At 69.9% G+C, this 15,972-nt stretch carries 15 protein-coding genes; 14 read left to right on the forward strand and 1 reads right to left on the reverse strand.

Features of this window, described 5'->3' with window-relative positions:
* Positions 1-19: 19 nt before the first annotated feature.
* The gene (locus ACUKCB_RS24485; protein ID WP_473037943.1) at positions 20-1,288 is read right to left on the reverse strand and encodes a hypothetical protein; all 1,269 of its coding nucleotides are present in this window, start codon (positions 1,286-1,288) and stop codon (positions 20-22) included.
* Positions 1,289-1,576: 288 nt separating this feature from the next.
* Between ACUKCB_RS24485 and ACUKCB_RS24490 the strand changes: the two genes are divergently transcribed.
* From ACUKCB_RS24490 to nuoK, 14 genes are all read left to right on the forward strand, one after another.
* Positions 1,577-2,464: an immunity 49 family protein gene (locus tag ACUKCB_RS24490; RefSeq protein ID WP_473037944.1), complete on the forward strand. Its 888-nt coding sequence runs from the start codon at positions 1,577-1,579 to the stop codon at positions 2,462-2,464.
* 47 nt (positions 2,465-2,511) lie between these two features.
* A complete protein-coding gene (locus ACUKCB_RS24495; RefSeq protein ID WP_473037945.1) occupies positions 2,512-3,222 on the forward strand; it encodes a demethylmenaquinone methyltransferase in 711 nt (236 codons plus the stop codon).
* 417 nt (positions 3,223-3,639) lie between these two features.
* A complete protein-coding gene (locus ACUKCB_RS24500) occupies positions 3,640-4,944 on the forward strand; it encodes a geranylgeranyl reductase family protein (RefSeq protein WP_473037946.1) in 1,305 nt (434 codons plus the stop codon).
* A gap of 271 nt (positions 4,945-5,215) precedes the next feature.
* Positions 5,216-5,575, forward strand: a complete 360-nt coding sequence (locus ACUKCB_RS24505) for an NADH-quinone oxidoreductase subunit A (RefSeq protein ID WP_191266932.1) — start codon at positions 5,216-5,218, stop codon at positions 5,573-5,575.
* A 79-nt stretch (positions 5,576-5,654) separates the two neighbouring features.
* Positions 5,655-6,200, forward strand: a complete 546-nt coding sequence (locus ACUKCB_RS24510) for a NuoB/complex I 20 kDa subunit family protein (protein WP_191266930.1) — start codon at positions 5,655-5,657, stop codon at positions 6,198-6,200.
* A 1-nt stretch (position 6,201) separates the two neighbouring features.
* On the forward strand, positions 6,202-6,942 hold the full coding sequence (locus ACUKCB_RS24515) for an NADH-quinone oxidoreductase subunit C (protein ID WP_473037947.1): 741 nt from the start codon (positions 6,202-6,204) through the stop codon (positions 6,940-6,942).
* Between the two features lie 55 nt (positions 6,943-6,997).
* Complete coding sequence (locus ACUKCB_RS24520) at positions 6,998-8,293, forward strand: NADH-quinone oxidoreductase subunit D (protein WP_473037948.1); 1,296 nt, start codon at positions 6,998-7,000, stop codon at positions 8,291-8,293.
* Positions 8,290-9,036 carry an NADH-quinone oxidoreductase subunit NuoE gene (gene nuoE / locus ACUKCB_RS24525; protein WP_473037949.1) on the forward strand — a complete coding sequence of 249 codons (747 nt, stop codon included), beginning with the start codon at positions 8,290-8,292 and terminating at the stop codon, positions 9,034-9,036. The genes ACUKCB_RS24520 and nuoE overlap by 4 nt, the downstream gene beginning before the upstream one ends.
* Entirely contained in the window at positions 9,033-10,355 is a 1,323-nt protein-coding gene (nuoF, locus tag ACUKCB_RS24530; RefSeq protein WP_473037950.1) for an NADH-quinone oxidoreductase subunit NuoF, read from the forward strand. The genes nuoE and nuoF overlap by 4 nt, the downstream gene beginning before the upstream one ends.
* The gene (locus ACUKCB_RS24535; protein ID WP_473037951.1) at positions 10,352-12,811 is read left to right on the forward strand and encodes an NADH-quinone oxidoreductase subunit G; all 2,460 of its coding nucleotides are present in this window, start codon (positions 10,352-10,354) and stop codon (positions 12,809-12,811) included. The genes nuoF and ACUKCB_RS24535 overlap by 4 nt, the downstream gene beginning before the upstream one ends.
* Complete coding sequence (gene nuoH / locus ACUKCB_RS24540; protein ID WP_473037952.1) at positions 12,808-14,181, forward strand: NADH-quinone oxidoreductase subunit NuoH; 1,374 nt, start codon at positions 12,808-12,810, stop codon at positions 14,179-14,181. The genes ACUKCB_RS24535 and nuoH overlap by 4 nt, the downstream gene beginning before the upstream one ends.
* The gene (gene nuoI, locus ACUKCB_RS24545; protein WP_191266916.1) at positions 14,174-14,722 is read left to right on the forward strand and encodes an NADH-quinone oxidoreductase subunit NuoI; all 549 of its coding nucleotides are present in this window, start codon (positions 14,174-14,176) and stop codon (positions 14,720-14,722) included. The genes nuoH and nuoI overlap by 8 nt, the downstream gene beginning before the upstream one ends.
* Entirely contained in the window at positions 14,719-15,681 is a 963-nt protein-coding gene (locus ACUKCB_RS24550; RefSeq protein WP_473037953.1) for an NADH-quinone oxidoreductase subunit J, read from the forward strand. Before nuoI ends, ACUKCB_RS24550 begins: the two co-directional genes overlap by 4 nt.
* Positions 15,669-15,968, forward strand: coding sequence for an NADH-quinone oxidoreductase subunit NuoK (gene nuoK, locus ACUKCB_RS24555; RefSeq protein WP_017543069.1), 300 nt, complete (start codon positions 15,669-15,671; stop codon positions 15,966-15,968). The genes ACUKCB_RS24550 and nuoK overlap by 13 nt, the downstream gene beginning before the upstream one ends.
* Positions 15,969-15,972: the final 4 nt, after the last annotated feature.

Genomic DNA, 15,972 nt, shown 5'->3' on the forward strand with positions numbered 1-15,972 from the left:
GTTCGGCCGGGAGAGTGCCTCACGGGGCCGGGAACATCCCCAGCCGCGCGTGGTACTCGTCGGCGAGGCGCTCGGTGTCGCTGCCGACGTAGAGGCCGTCGGAGGTCGCGTGCAGCGCCTCCACGCCGTGGCCGCGGGAACGTCCCGGGTTCCAGGGCAGGGCCCGCCCCGTGCCGGGGTCCACCGCGGCGATGCCCTCCCGGGCCACCGACCCGGGGCCCGGGTTCAGGGCGCCCTGCTCGTTGTCCATCCAGCGCTGGTGGCCGCCCACGTAGACGGCCGACGAGGTGACCTCGACCGAGTACAGCGAGTCCCCGCCGGTCAGGTTGGTCCAGGTGGGCTCGGAACCCGCGGTGTCGTTGTTCTCGAACCGGGCCGTCGACTTGCACAGGCCGGGTTTCATCTTCGGGCCGCCCGCGGTCACCACCACGAAGTAGGAGCCGTCGGGGGAGAACGCCATCTGCCGCATGTACGTGTGCATCGCCGAGTAGTCACAGGACGCCTCGTAGGCGGAGGTCGACCAGGTCGTGGGGGACGCGGTCGCGGTGTCGATCAGGGCGATCTGGTGGCGGTCCAGCCCCTCCACCCGGGTGAAGGTTCCGTTGATGGCGAGCCGTTCCCCGTCCGGGCTCAGCGCGAGCTCCTGGACGCGCAGGCTGCCGCGCCGCTGCTCGGCGAGGGTCGGGGCGAAGTACGGGTCGACCCGCCCGGTGGCGGTGTCGATCCGGGCCAGTCCGGTGCGCCGTTGGCCGTTGACCCCGGTGAAGTCCCCGCCGAGGTAGACGTGGCCCCCGCCGCCGGTGAGCCGGTGCACCTTCCCGCTGTCCACCGAGGCGTCGAACCCCCTGACGGTCCTTCCGGTGGCCATGTCGATTCGTGCGACGCCCCTGCTGTCCGCCCCGTTGACCCGCTTGAACTCGCCGCCGATGACCACCGACCCGTCGGGCCCCGCCGCCAGCGAGGTGACGGTGCCGTCCACGGCCGGGGCGAAGCCCGGGAGGACCTCGCCGCTGCCGTGCCTGAACGCGAACAGGTTGTACCGGTCGTGGGTGCGCCTTCCGTCGGCGTCGGAGACGCGGTCGAAGTCCCCGGCCACCACCACGGTGTCGCCGAGGCGGAGGATGTCCTTGACCGTCCCGTCCAGGACGTGCGGGGTCCACTGGACGGGTTGTTCGCTGACCACGCCCTCGTGCGGGGCCGCGAAGGCCGGTGAGGCGGCCGCGGCCCCCAGCGGAAGCAGGAGCAGAGAGCTCATCGTCAGGGCGACGAACGATCGGGCCGGGTTCACGTGACTCTCCTCGACGCATGGCGGGATGGTTTCGGAGACGCCATTATTGCATGTTGTTGCTGATTAATTACTCCAGGTAATCAGGCGTTCTCGTCTTATCCCGGCTCTCCGATCCCGGGGGCCCGGGCCGGTCGGGTGAGTTTCCTGGCGCAAGCCCCCGTCGGGGTGTTGTGTGAGGCGGGGGACCGGACCGTCCGGGCGCGGGAACCGGCCGGTCCGACACGGGCCGTGTTCGTTCCCCGGCTGAGACCGACCCGCCCATACCGACTCCGTGAGGAAGTGAAGTCCGTGGTGTTCGTTCCCAGGCGTTCGCCGGTCCGTGTGTCCGTCGACCGGGCCCGGATCGAGGAGATCGAGGCCGAGCGGCCCCGTTACGCCGCCCTCCTCCAGGAGCGGCCGTCGACCGCCGGCGCCTGTCTGGACGAGGTGTACCGGCCCGTGCTGGAGACCCTCGTGGCCGCACCCGACTGCGACTGGCTCTGGGGCTGGGAGAGCTGGGTACTGGCCACGCAGTACCACCACGCCGTCGTCGCGCTGGGGACCGCTCCCCGCGGCACGGAGTTCGAGTGGCGGGTGGAGCACGAGGACCGTCGCCTGACCTCGCCCGGGCCGATGGCTGCCGCCGACGCCAGTGCCTGGACGAGGGCCTTCTTCCTGGCCCTGGTCGGTCGCGACGAGAAGCGGGTGCGGGACCTGGCCAGTATCCCGGTCGAACGCCTGCGGGAGGCCGGGGGCGCCGCCGCGCATCCGGCCTACCTCCACCACTGGGTGGGCGCCCTGCAGGCGCTCGTCAACGGGGACGACCGGCTCGTCCCGTACCTGCGTTCGGCGATGGAACTGTCCGATCCCCGGCAGCCCGGGACCGACCTTCCGGCCCTCGAACTCGATCTGCTGGTCTTCCCCCAACTGGACCTGCTGCGCGCCTTCCTGGGCGGTGAACCGGAGGAGTTCGAACGGATCCTGGTCCGGGGCCTGGAGTCGTTCGGGGAGTACCACGCCCGGTCGGCGGGGCAGGAGGATCCGCTCGCGCAGGTGCTGCCGCTCGGCTTGCTCGGCCTGGCCGGCCTGGCCTTCGACCGGGTCGACCACGACCCGGGCTACCGGATGGACGTGCGCTCGGACTACCTGCCCCGTGCCCTGCTGGAGCGCTCCTGGCAGGGGGAGTTCCCCGTCTGAGACAAGGCCGGTCCGGGCTGCTGTCCGGGCCCCCTTAGGCTGTTTCCATGACCCGCGCGAAGCTCGACAAGAAGCCCCAGGACGTCGCCGCGATGTTCGACGGCATCGCAGAGAACTACGACCTCGTCAACGACGTCATCTCGCTCGGCCAGGACCGCGTCTGGCGGCGCGCCGTGGTCGACGCGGTCGACGCCCACAGCGGCGAGCTGGTCCTGGACCTGGCCGCGGGTACCGGTACCTCCTCGGAGTCCTTCATCAGGAAGGGCGCCCGCGTGATCGCCTGCGACTTCTCGCTGGGCATGCTGCAGAACGGGGCCCGGCGGCGCGGCGGCGCCTCGCGCGGCGGCGTGACCTTCGTGGCGGGTGACGCCCTCTCCCTGCCCTTCGCCGACGAGACCTTCGACGCGGTGACGATCTCCTTCGGTCTGCGCAACGTCGCCGACGTGGACCAGGCGCTGCGGGAGCTGCGCCGGGTGACCAGGGTCGGCGGCCGCCTGGTCATCTGCGAGTTCAGCCACATCCCGGTCGAGTTCGTGGACAGGCTCTACTCGACGTACCTGATGGCGGCCCTGCCGAGGATCGCCGGAGCCTTCTCCGGCCGCAGCGAGGCCTACGACTACCTGTCGGAGTCGATCATGGCCTGGCCCGACCAGGCCGAGCTGTCGAAGTACCTCCAGGACGCCGGATGGTCGCGGGTCGCCTGGCGCAACCTGACCCTGGGCACGGTGGCCCTGCACCGCGGTTTCCGAGAGAAGTAAAATCCGACATAACGCCCAAAGGGCAAAAGCTTTCGCTTTCAACTAAAAAGAACTCAAACCCCGGGGAACGGTCCGTTCCTCGGGGTTTCTTGTTACTCATGAGTCACTTGTGCCTCCTGTGGTGGTACTAGCTGCACTTCTAGCACTGAGTGACCTCTTTGGTGCGCATGAGTGGCCTTGTGGGCGCTATATCCGATTTCTTGAAGAACGCCCCCCGGGGGTCGCCTCCCGGCCCGGGAGGGTCTAGACTGCGGAAAAGAGGCTTGTGAAGTGCTTCACAAGCACACGAGTCGTATGACACAAGACCCATGTCGGGTATGTCGGAAGTCCCAAAACGTCCCATAACACCCCCCGTGAGCGGGTCGACCCCGCACTGACCCGCCACGGCGTACCGCGCAAGTAGTCGAGGACACATCCGTGAGCGAGACAGCCACCTCCTCTCCCAGAGGCCGGGAACGGATCGAGTACGACGCCGACGTCATCGTCGTCGGCGCTGGCCCTTCTGGCTCCACCACCGCCTACTATCTGGCCCAGGCAGGGCTCGACGTCCTCCTCCTGGAGAAGACCTCCTTCCCCCGTGAGAAGGTCTGCGGCGACGGGCTCACCCCGAGGGCGGTGAAACAGCTCACCGCCATGGGGATCACCTTCGAGGACGAAGGGTGGATCAAGAACCACGGCCTGCGCATCGTCGGCGCGGGTGTCCGCCTCGAACTGCCCTGGCCCGACCTGGCCGCCTACCCCGGATTCGGACTCGTGCGCACGCGCTTCGACTTCGACCAGATCCTGGTCAACCGGGCCGTGGCCGCCGGGGCCAAACTCCTGGAGCGCACCAACGTCACCGGGCCCCTCATGGACGAGCGCAGCAACCGCATCGTCGGGGTGCGCGCCAAGAACGCCGACCGCGAACCGGTGACCTTCCGGGCGCCGCTGGTCGTCGCCGCCGACGGGAACTCCTCCCGGCTCTCCGTGGCCATGGGCATCCGCAAGCGCGACGACCGCCCCATGGGCGTGGCCGTGCGCACCTACTTCGAGAGCCCCCGCCACAAGGACGACTACCTGGAGTCCTGGCTGGAACTGTGGGACCGCAGCGGTGAGAAGGACGTGCTCCTGCCCGGCTACGGCTGGGTCTTCGGGGTCGGCGACGGCACCAGCAACGTCGGCCTGGGCATCCTCAACTCCACCTCCTCCTTCCAGGACGTGGACTACCGCAAGCTCCTGCGCCGGTGGACCGACTCGATGCCGCAGGAGTGGGGCTTCACCGAGGAGAACCAGAAGGGCGGCATCCGCGGCGCCGCGCTGCCGATGGGCTTCAACCGGGTCCCGCACTACTCGCGCGGCCTGCTGCTGGTCGGTGACGCGGGCGGCATGGTCAACCCCTTCAACGGGGAGGGCATCGCCTACGCCATGGAGGCCGGTCAGATCGCCGCCGACGTGATCGTGCAGGCGCACGGACGCCCCACCCAGCAGACCCGGGAGCGCGCGCTGCTGCACTACCCGGACGTGCTGGCGGACACCTACGGCGGCTACTACACGCTCGGCCGCTACTTCGTGAAGGTCATCGGCCAGCCCGAGTTCATGAAGTACGCGACCAAGTACGGCCTGCGCCAGCGCACGCTCATGAAGTTCGCCCTGAAGATGCTCGCCAACCTCACCGAGCCGAACAAGGGCGACGCCATGGACCGGGTCATCAACGGACTGACCAAGATCGCGCCCGCCGCCTAGGCGAGGGCGCCGCCGGGGTTCCGCAGGACGAACCGGGCCGCCAGGAGGAACGGGCGGGGCGCGGACGAGGAACCCCCGGCTTTCCCTGGCGTCCGGGCGGGTCGAGGCCAAGCGCGCAGACCCGGGCGGGCGCCGCGGCGCGGGGACCGGGTCCCCGGCGCTCTCCGGAGCGGCCCGGCCTCGCCGAAACGGATTCGAGAAGCACGTGAAAACGTTCACAAGACTGCCGGTCGCGCACTCCGACCAGCCATTCAGTGGAGGAGGGTGAGCCGTGGAGCTGTACACACCGATATTCGTGCTCGGTGGGATCGGCGCCGCGTTCGTCGTGGTGTCGATGGTCGCCGGCGCGGTCATGGGCCCCAAGCGTTACAACCGGGCCAAGATGCAGGCCTACGAGTGCGGTATCGAACCCACTCCGCAGCCCGCGGGCGGCGGCCGTTTCACCGTCAAGTACTACATGACGGCGATGATGTTCATCGTCTTCGACATCGAGATCATCTTCCTCATCCCGTGGGCCGTGCACTTCGACGCCCTGGGCTGGTTCGGTCTGGTCGCGATCATCCTCTTCCTGGTGAACGTCTCCATCGCCTACGCCTACGAATGGCGCCGCGGGGGCCTCGAATGGGACTGACCCGAACGGGGACGACCCGCGCACCCCGCATCCAGCCACACCAGCCCCAGCCGCCCATCCCGGAGGAGGTCCGCAGCTGATGGGACTCGAAGAGAAACTACCCGCAGGAGTCGCCCTCACCACGGTCGAACAGGTCGTGGGCCTGGCCCGCAAGAGTTCGATGTGGCCCGCCACCTTCGGTCTGGCCTGCTGCGCCATCGAGATGATGTCCGTCGGCGGCCCCCACTACGACCTCGCCCGGTTCGGCATGGAGAAGTTCGGCGCCACCCCGCGCCAGGCCGACCTGATGGTCGTCGCCGGACGGGTCAGCCAGAAGATGGCCCCGGTCCTGCGACAGATCTACGACCAGATGCCCGAACCCAAGTGGGTCATCGCCATGGGCGTCTGCGCCTCCAGCGGCGGCATGTTCAACAACTACGCGATCGTCCAGGGCGTCGACCACATCGTGCCGGTCGACATGTACCTGCCGGGCTGCCCGCCGCGGCCGGAGATGTTCCTGGACGCCGTGCTCAAGCTCCACGACAAGGTGCAGAACACCAAGCTCGGCGCCCACCGCGAGCAGGAGATCACCGAGACCGAGGAGCGCATGCTCCGCCGTTCGCTGCCCCTGGTGACCAAGGACTGACATGAGCAACGAGAACGAGCGCGACGAGGCCGCGGAGAACCTCCCCGACCAGCTCGGTCGTGAGCGCCTGGCCGCACCGGTCAGGCGCACCGGCATGTTCGGCGCGAACACCACGGGCGACACCTCCGGCTTCGGCGGACTCCAGGTGCGGGGGAGCGCTCCCGCCCACAGCCGGCGCCCCTTCACCGACCCCGGCGACCCGCGCACCGCGGACTTCGACCGGGTCGCCGACGACCTGGAGGCGGCCCTCACCGGGATCGGTCGGCAGGACGAGGTCGAGCGGGTCGAGGTCGACCGCGGTGAGATCACCTTCCACGTGCGCCGCGAGGCGCTGCTGGAACTGGTCCGCGTCCTGCGGGACGACCCGGCCCTGCGCTACGAGCTGTGTACGGGCGTGGTCGGGGTGCACTTCCCCGAGGACGCCGGACGCGAGCTGCACGCGGTCTACCACTTCCGGTCGATCACCCACAACAGCGAGATCCGCGTCTGCACCACCTGCCCCGACGCCGACCCGCACCTGCCCTCGATCGTGTCGGTGTACCCGACCAACGACTGGCACGAGCGCGAGGCCTGGGACTTCTTCGGGATGGTCTTCGACGGCCACCCGGCGCTGACCCGGATCCAGATGCCCGACGACTGGCACGGCCATCCCCAGCGCAAGGACTACCCGCTGGGCGGCGTACCGGTCGAGTACCGGGGAGCCACCGTGCCCCCGCCGGACGAGCGGCGGTCCTACCAGTGATCAGCCCTGCTACCACACCAGCCACACGAAGGCCCCTCCGGAAGGGAGGCACGGCATGACCGTCACCGAGGACTACATCGACGCCTCCGGTGGGGACTGGGACGACGTCGTCGAGAAGGCCCAGGGCACCAGCGCCGAGCGCCTCGTCGTCAACATGGGACCGCAGCACCCGTCCACGCACGGGGTGCTCCGGCTGATCCTCACACTGGACGGCGAGACCTGCACCGAGGCCCGGGTCGGCATCGGCTACCTGCACACCGGTATCGAGAAGAACATGGAGTACCGGACGTGGACGCAGGGCACCACGTTCGTGACCCGCATGGACTACCTGACGCCGCTCTTCAACGAGACGGCGTACTGCCTGGCGGTCGAGAAGCTGCTCGACATCACCGACCGGGTCCCCGAGCGCGCCAGCGTCATCCGCGTCATGCTCATGGAGCTCAACCGGATGGCCTCGCACTTCGTGGCCATGGCGACGTTCGGCATGGAGCTGGGCGCCACCACGGTGATGACCAACGGTTTCCGTGAGCGCGAGATGATCCTGGACATCTTCGAGCTCGTCACGGGCCTGCGGATGAACCACGCCTACGTGCGGCCCGGTGGGGTGGCGCAGGACCTGCCGCCCGGCGCGGTCGGCAAGATCCGGGAACTGCTCAAGGAGATGCCCAAGCGCATCCAGGTCATGCGCAAGCTCCTGGACGAGAACCCCCTCTACCTGGCCCGCACCAAGGACGTCGCCTACCTGAACCTGCCCGGCTGCATGGCGCTCGGCGTCACCGGCCCGCTGGTGCGCGCCTCGGGCCTGGCCTGGGACCTGCGCAAGGCCAAACCGTACTGCGGCTACGAGGACTACGAGTTCGACGTCCCGGTCTCCGACGGCGGCGACGTGTACGCCCGCTACCGGGTGCGCATCGCCGAGATGGAGGAGAGCCTCAAGATCGTCGAGCAGTGCCTGGACAAGCTCCGGCCCGGCCCGGTGATGATCGAGGACGCCAAGATCGGCTGGCCCGCCAAACTGGCGCTCGGCCCGGACGGCCTGGGCAACTCCCCGGACCACATCGCGCACATCATGAGCGGCTCGATGGAAGCTCTCATCCACCACTTCAAGCTGGTAACCGAGGGCTTCCGGGTCCCCGCGGGCCAGGCATACGCGGCGGTGGAGAGCGCGAAGGGCGAACTCGGCTGCTACGCCGTCAGCGATGGGGGCACCCGCCCCCACCGCGTCCACTTCCGCGACCCCTCGTTCACCCACCTCCAGGCCGTCGCAGCTATGTGCGAGGGCGGGACGGTGGCGGACGTGATCGCGGCCGTGGCCAGTATCGACCCGGTGATGGGAGGCGTGGACCGGTGAGCGAGCACAACGAGAACACCACCGAGGAGACCCCCGAGGTCTTCACCGACGAGGTCGTGGCGCGCCTGGAACAGGACGCCAAGGAGATCATCAGCCGCTACCCGAAGCCGCGCTCGGCGCTCCTGCCGCTGCTGCACCTGGTGCAGGCCGAGGAGGGGCACGTCAGCCAGGCCGGCATGCAGTTCTGCGCCGACCAGCTCGACACCACCCTCGCCGAGGTCAGGGCGGTCGCCACGTTCTACACCATGTACCGCCGCAAGCCGGGCGGCGACTACCAGGTGGGCGTGTGCACCAACACCCTGTGCGCGGTCATGGGCGGCGACGAGATCTTCTCCGCGCTCAAGGAGCACCTGGACCTGGCCAACGGGGAGACCACCGGGGACGGCAAGGTCACGCTGGAGCACGTCGAGTGCAACGCGGCCTGCGACTTCGCCCCCGTGGTGATGGTCAACTGGGAGTTCTTCGACAACCAGACCCCCGCCACCGCCAGGCAGATGGTGGACGACCTGCGGCTGGGCAAGGACGTCGCCCCCACCCGCGGCCCCGCGAGCCTGTGCACCTGGAAGCAGGCCTCGCGCGTGCTCGCCGGGTTCGACGACGGCCGCGCGGGCGAGGGCGTGCAGGCGGCCGCCCCCTCGCTGGCCGGGCTCACACTCGCCCGAAGCAACGGGTGGGAGGCTCCGGACCCCCGGAACCTTCCCGCCCCCTCGACCGACGACCAGGGTGAGGAGGGCGCGAAGTGACCACCCTGACCCCGATCCTGTCCCAGAACTGGGACCGCCCCGACTCCTTCACCATCGACGGATACCGGGCCACCGGCGGCTACGACGCGCTCCGCAGGGCGCTGACCATGGAACCCGACTCCATCGTCGACCTGGTCAAGGAGTCCGGTCTGCGCGGCCGCGGCGGCGCGGGTTTCCCCACCGGGATGAAGTGGGGGTTCCTGCCCAAGGACAACCCCAACCCGCGCTACCTCGTCGTCAACGCCGACGAGTCCGAGCCGGGCACCTGCAAGGACATCCCGCTCATGCTCGCCAACCCGCACGTGCTGGTGGAAGGTGTGGCGATCGCCTCGTACGCGATCAGGTCCAACCAGGCCTTCATCTACGTGCGCGGCGAGGTTGTCCACGTCATCCGCCGACTGCGCCAGGCGGTCGCCGACGCCTACGAGGCCGGACTGCTCGGCAAGGACATCCTCGGCAGCGGCTTCGACCTCGACGTCGTCGTGCACGCCGGGGCGGGCGCCTACATCTGCGGTGAGGAGACCGCCCTCCTGGACTCCCTGGAGGGCTACCGGGGCCAGCCCCGCCTCAAACCGCCCTTCCCCGCCGTGGCCGGGCTCTACGCCTCGCCCACCGTGGTGAACAACGTCGAGTCCATCGCCAGCGTCCCCGGCATCGTCGCCAACGGGGCCGAGTGGTTCACCTCCATGGGCACCGAGAAGTCCGCCGGCTTCGGCTTCTTCTCGCTGTCCGGACACGTCACCAACCCCGGCCAGTACGAGGCGCCGCTCGGGATCACCCTGCGCGAGCTCCTGGACATGGCGGGCGGCGTCCGCGCCGGGCACCAGCTCAAGTTCTGGACCCCGGGGGGATCCTCCACACCGATCTTCACCGAGGAGCACCTGGACACCCCGCTCGACTTCGAGTCGGTCGGCGCCGCCGGTTCCATGCTCGGCACCCGCGCTCTCCAGATCTTCGACGAGACCACCTGCGTGGTCCGCGCCGTCGGCCGCTGGATCGCCTTCTACGCACACGAGTCCTGCGGCAAGTGCACACCCTGCCGCGAGGGCAACTTCTGGATGGTCCAGGTCCTGGACCGGCTGGAGCGCGGCGAGGGCACCGAGGCCGACATCGACAAGCTCCTGCAGATCTGCGACAACCTGCTCGGCCGCTCGTTCTGCGCGCTGGGCGACGGTGCCGCCAGCCCCGTCATGTCCTCGATCAAGCACTTCCGCCAGGAGTACGTCGACCACTTCGAGAAGGGCGGCTGCCCCTTCGACCACTCCAGGTCCACCGTCTGGGCGGACCGGCCGACCACGGAAGAGGGAGGGAACCAGTGACCGTCACCTCCAACACCTCCGGCGGGTCCACACCCGCCCCGCCCCCCGAGGACCTGATCACCGTCACCATCGACGGCTTCCAGATCCGGGTCCCCAAGGGCACCCTGCTGATCCGGGCCGCCGAACTGCTGGGCATCCAGATCCCGCGGTTCTGCGACCACCCGCTGCTCGACCCGGTCGGGGCCTGCCGCCAGTGCCTGGTGGAGATTCCCGACATGGGCAATGGGCGCGGGATGCCCAAACCCGCGGCCTCCTGCACCATCACCGTCATGGAGGGGATGGTGGTCAACACCCACCTCACCTCCGAGACGGCGGAGCGGGCCCAGCGCGGGATCATGGAGTTCCTGCTGATCAACCACCCGCTGGACTGCCCGGTCTGCGACAAGGGCGGCGAGTGCCCTCTGCAGAACCAGGCCATGTCCACCGGGCAGGGCGAGAGCGAGTTCATCGACGTCAAGCGGACCTTCCCCAAACCGATCGCGCTCTCCACCGGTGTGCTGCTCGACCGCGAACGCTGCATCCAGTGCGCGCGCTGCACCCGCTTCGCCGCGCAGATCGCCGGGGACCCGCTCATCGAACTGATGGAACGCGGCGCCCAGGAGCAGGTCGGTATCGCCGAGGGGGAGCCGTTCAACTCCTACTTCTCCGGCAACACCGTGCAGATCTGTCCGGTCGGCGCCCTCACCGGCTCCGCCTACCGGTTCCGGTCGCGCCCCTTCGACCTCGTCTCCACCCCCAGCGTGTGCGAGCACTGCGCGGCCGGCTGCGCCCAGCGCACCGACCACCGCCGGGGCAAGGTCACCCGCCGACTGGCCGGGGACGACCCGCAGGTGAACGAGGAGTGGAACTGCGACAAGGGCCGGTGGGCGTTCACCTACGCCACCCGGTCCGACCGCCTCTCCCGGCCGCTGGTCCGCGACGAGGACTCCCGGGCCCTGGAGTTCGCCTCCTGGCCCGAGGCGATCAGTGTCGCGGCCCGGGGGCTGGAGGCGGCCCGCGGCAAGGTCGGTGTCCTGGTCGGCGGGCGCCTCACCTACGAGGACGCCTACGCCTACGCCAAGTTCGCCCGCGTGGCCCTGGGCACCAACGACGTGGACGCCCGCGCCCGCGAACACTCCGCCGAGGAGGCCGACTTCCTGGCCGCCCACGTGGCCGGGACCCCGGTGGACGTGGACTACACGGCCCTGGAGAAGGCCCCCGCCGTGCTGCTGGCCGGGTTCGAACCCGAGGACGAGTCGCCCCTGGTGTTCCTGCGCCTGCGCAAGGGGGCCCGCAAGCGGCAGCTGAAGGTGTACTCGATCGCCTCGCACGCCAGCCTCGGCCTCACCAAGGCCAAGGGCACCCTGGTCCGGACCGTCCCCGGTGACGAGGGCCGTGCCCTCAACGCCCTGGACGCGGACCACCCCGACGTCGTCGAGGCGATCGGCCAGGAGGGCGCCGTCATCCTGGCCGGCGAGCGGCTCGCCGCCGTCCCCGGAGCCCTCACCGCCGTCGCGGCCCTGGCCGAGCGCACCGGCGCCAGGCTGGCCTGGGTGCCGCGCCGTGCCGGTGAACGGGGCGCCATCGACGCCGGGGCGCTGCCGGGCCTGCTGCCCGGGGGCCGCCCGGTCGCCGACGCCTCGGCCCGTGCCGAGGTGGCCCGCGCCTGGAACGTCGGTTCCCTCCCGCAGACCCCCGGACGCGACACCGGCGCGATCATCGCGGCGGCCGCGGCGGGGGAGCTCGACGCACTGGTCATCGCCGGGGTCGAGCTCGACGACCTGCCCGACCCCGATGCGGCCCGCGCCGCACTGGCCAGGGTGCCGTTCATCGTCAGCCTCGAACTGCGCGCCAGCGATGTCACCGACCGGGCCGACGTGGTCCTCCCGGTGGCCGCCGTAGCCGAGAAGTCCGGCACCTTCGTCGACTGGGAGGGCCGTCACCGGCCCTTCGGCGACGCCCTCAAGGTGCCCGGCGCCCTCTCGGACCTGCGGGTGCTGTCCGCCGTCGCCGACGAGATGGACGTCCACCTGGGCCTGCCCGACTCCGCCAGCGCCTACAACGAGCTGCTGGAGATGGGGATGTGGCTCGGCGACCGGGCCGCCGGACCCGCGGTCCGGCCGGTACCGCCGCCCGAACCCGCACCGGGCCAGGCGCTCCTGTCCACCTGGCGACAACTGCTCGGCACCGGCCGGATGGAGGACGGCGAGCCCTACCTCGCCGGTACCGCCCGTCAACCGCGCGCCTACCTGTCCAAGGCCACGGCCGACGAGGTCGGGGTCCCCGACGGCGGATCGCTCCGCGTCACCGGGACCCGGGGCTCGGTGACCGTCCCCGTGGTCGTCACCGACATCGCCGACCGAGTCGTCTGGCTCCCGGCCAATGCCCACGGCTGCGACATCCGCCGTGACCTGGGCGGCACCGCCGGTCAGCCGGTAGCCCTGGCCGCGCACACCACCAACGGGAGGCAGCAGTGACCCCCGCCGCTCTCGAACCGAGCGTGGTCCACCTGGCCTCGGAGAGCACCCTCGGCGCCTTCGGGAACGACCCGTGGTGGATCACCACCATCAAGGCCCTGGGGATCTTCGTCTTCCTCATGGTCTGCGTGCTCATGATGATCATGGCCGACCGCAAGGTCATGGGCCGGATGCAGCAGCGCCACGGACCCAACCGGATGGGCCCCTTCGGCCTCCTCCAGTCCCTGTTCGACGGCATCAAGCTCTCCCTCAAGGAGGACCTGATCCCGCGCGGGGTGGACCGGTTCGTCTACATCGCCGCCCCGATGATCGCGGCCATCCCCGCGTTCATCGCCTTCTCGGTCATCCCGCTCGGGCCCGAGGTGAACATGTTCGGGGTCATGACCCCGCTCCAGCTCACCGACCTTCCGATCGCCGCCCTGCTGGTCCTGGCCACCGCGGCCCTGGGCGTCTACGGTTTCGTGCTCGGCGGCTGGGCCTCCCAGTCGCCCTACGCCCTGCTCGGCGGCCTGCGCGCCTCCGCGCAGGTGATCAGCTACGAGATCGCGATGGGTCTGTCCTTCGTCGCGGTCTTCATCATGGCGGGGACGCTCACCACATCCGGCATCGTCGCGGCCCAGGAGAACCTGTGGTTCGCGGTGCTGCTCCTGCCGTCGTTCCTCATCTACATCGTCACGATGGTCGGTGAGACCAACCGGCTCCCGTTCGACCTCGCGGAGGGCGAGGGCGAGATCGTCGGCGGCTTCATGACCGAGTACGGCTCCATGAAGTTCACGATGTTCTTCCTCGCGGAGTACGTGAACATGTGCACCGTCGCCGCGGTGTCGGTGACGCTCTTCCTCGGCGGCTGGTACGCCCCGCCCGGGGTCAGCATGATCATCCCCGGCGCCAACGAGGGCTGGTGGCCCGTCCTGTGGTGGCTGCTCAAGTTCGTGGCCGTGATGTTCCTGTTCATCTGGGCCCGCGGCAGCCTTCCGCGCGTCCGGTACGACCAGCTGATGAAGCTCGGCTGGAAGGTCCTCATCCCGATCCAGCTCGTGTGGATCACCGGTGTCGCCGTCGTCCGCATGCTCGTGCTCGACGGGGCCCACCCGCTGGTCATCGCCGCGGTCGTCGCGGGCTTCACCGCGGCCACCGTCGCCGCGATCGCCGCCTGGGTCCGCTTCGTGCGCCGCGAACGCGCCGAGGAGGCCCGTCAGCGCGCGGAGAACGCGCGCCGCGCCCACCGGGAGCCCTCCTACGGCGGCTTCCCGGTGCCCCCGAGCACCGCCGCCCACTACGGCAGCAGCGTGCTCGCCGAACCGTCGCGGACGGCCCCGGCCGCCACCGCCGAACGCAACCAGAAGAAGGGGGAGGTTACCGGTGCTTGATTGGCTCAACCCCGTCAAGGGTTTCGGTGTCACCTTCCACACGATGTTCAAGAAGGTGCCCACCGTCGAGTACCCGGAGGTACAGCGCCCCACGGCGCCGCGCTTCCACGGACGGCACCAACTGAACCGGTGGGCCGACGGCCTGGAGAAGTGCATCGGGTGCGAACTGTGCGCCTGGGCCTGCCCGGCCGACGCCATCTACGTGGAGGCGGGGGACAACACCGAGGACGCCCGGTACTCGCCCGGCGAACGCTACGGGCGCGTCTACCAGATCAACTACCTGCGGTGCATCCTGTGCGGGCTGTGCGTGGAGGCCTGCCCGACCCGCGCGCTCACCATGACCAACGAGTACGAACTGGCCGACGACAGCAGGCAGAGCCTGATCTGGACGAAGGAACAGCTGCTCGCCCCGCTCCGCGAGGAGATGGAACAGCCGCCGCACCCGATGCGGCTCGGTGAGACCGAACAGGACTACTACGCCACCGGGCGCGGCGAGCACGGGACGCAGGACCGGCCGGAGAACACGGGGGCGGTCCGTTGAACCCGCTCACCCCCGCGACCCCCGCGTTCCACCTCGCCGCCCCGGCCCCCATCGGCTCGGGAGAGGCCGCGGTCTTCTGGATCCTCGGCACGGTCGTCGTGCTCGGGGCCCTGGGCGTGGTCTTCTCCCGCAAGGCCGTGCACTCGGCCATGTCGATGGCGCTGGCCATGGTCGGCCTCGCGATCTTCTACGGCATCAACGAGGCGCCGTTCCTGATGGTCGTCCAGATCGTCGTCTACACCGGCGCCGTCCTCATGCTGTTCCTGTTCGTGCTGATGCTCGTCGGCGTCAGCTCCGCGGACTCCCTGGTGGAGACCCTGCGCGGACAGCGGCTGATGACGGCGGTCGTCGCGATCTGCTTCGTCGGCGCCCTGACCACCGGCATCACCCGCATCGTCGTGGGCGACCCGACCGGGATCGCCGCCGCGGCCGCCCCGGTCGGCGGCACCATCCCGTGGATCGCCGGTGAGCTCATCCTGCGCTACGTGGTGGCCTTCGAGGCCACGGCCGCGCTGCTCATCACCTCGGTGCTCGGCGCCATGGTGCTCGCGCACACCGCCCGGACGGGCAAGCGCCGCACCCAGCGGGAGATGTCCGAGGACCGCATCCGCGGCGACCACGCGACCCCGCTGCCCGGACCCGGCACCTACGCCCGGCACAACGCGATCGACATGCCCGCGCTGCTGCCCGACGGCACGGTCTCCCAGCTCTCCCTCAACCCGGTCCTGACCGCCCGCGACCCCGAGTACCAGTCGGGGGTCCCGGGCGAGGTCCGGACCGGGCGGTCCGCGATCCCCGGAGGGGCGTCGGACCCGACCAGCTCCAAGGAGGCAGAGCCGATCGCGGACGGGGAGTCCCGCCCCGCCGCACACGGTGAGGACGGGACCGCCTCCGAAACGGACGGCGAAGAGAACGGCAACGGCAACGGGCAGGAGGTCGAGTCCACGTGGACCCGATGAACTACATCGTCCTCGCGGCGCTTCTGTTCACCATCGGCGCGGTCGGCGTCCTCGTACGGCGCAACGCGATCATCGTCTTCATGTGCGTGGAGCTGATGCTCAACGCCTGCAACCTGGCGTTCGTCGCGTTCGCCCGGATGCACGGGGACATCGAGGGGCAGGTCGTCGCCTTCTTCGTGATGGTCGTGGCCGCCGCCGAGGTGGTCGTCGGCCTCGCGATCATCATGCAGATCTTCCGAACCCGCAGGTCGGCGTCGCTTGATGACGCGAACCTGCTCAAGCACTAGAAGG

Source organism: Nocardiopsis moroccensis, assembly GCF_055763695.1.

What these genes read in the sequence shown, in the direction of transcription:
- ACUKCB_RS24510 (WP_191266930.1), top strand. Translation starts at nt 5,655, where the DNA reads ATGGGACTCGAAGAGAAACTACCCGCAGGAGTCGCCCTCACCACGGTC.
- ACUKCB_RS24515 (WP_473037947.1), top strand. Translation starts at nt 6,202, where the DNA reads ATGAGCAACGAGAACGAGCGCGACGAGGCCGCGGAGAACCTCCCCGAC.
- ACUKCB_RS24520 (WP_473037948.1), top strand. Translation starts at nt 6,998, where the DNA reads ATGACCGTCACCGAGGACTACATCGACGCCTCCGGTGGGGACTGGGAC.
- ACUKCB_RS24495 (WP_473037945.1), top strand. Translation starts at nt 2,512, where the DNA reads ATGACCCGCGCGAAGCTCGACAAGAAGCCCCAGGACGTCGCCGCGATG.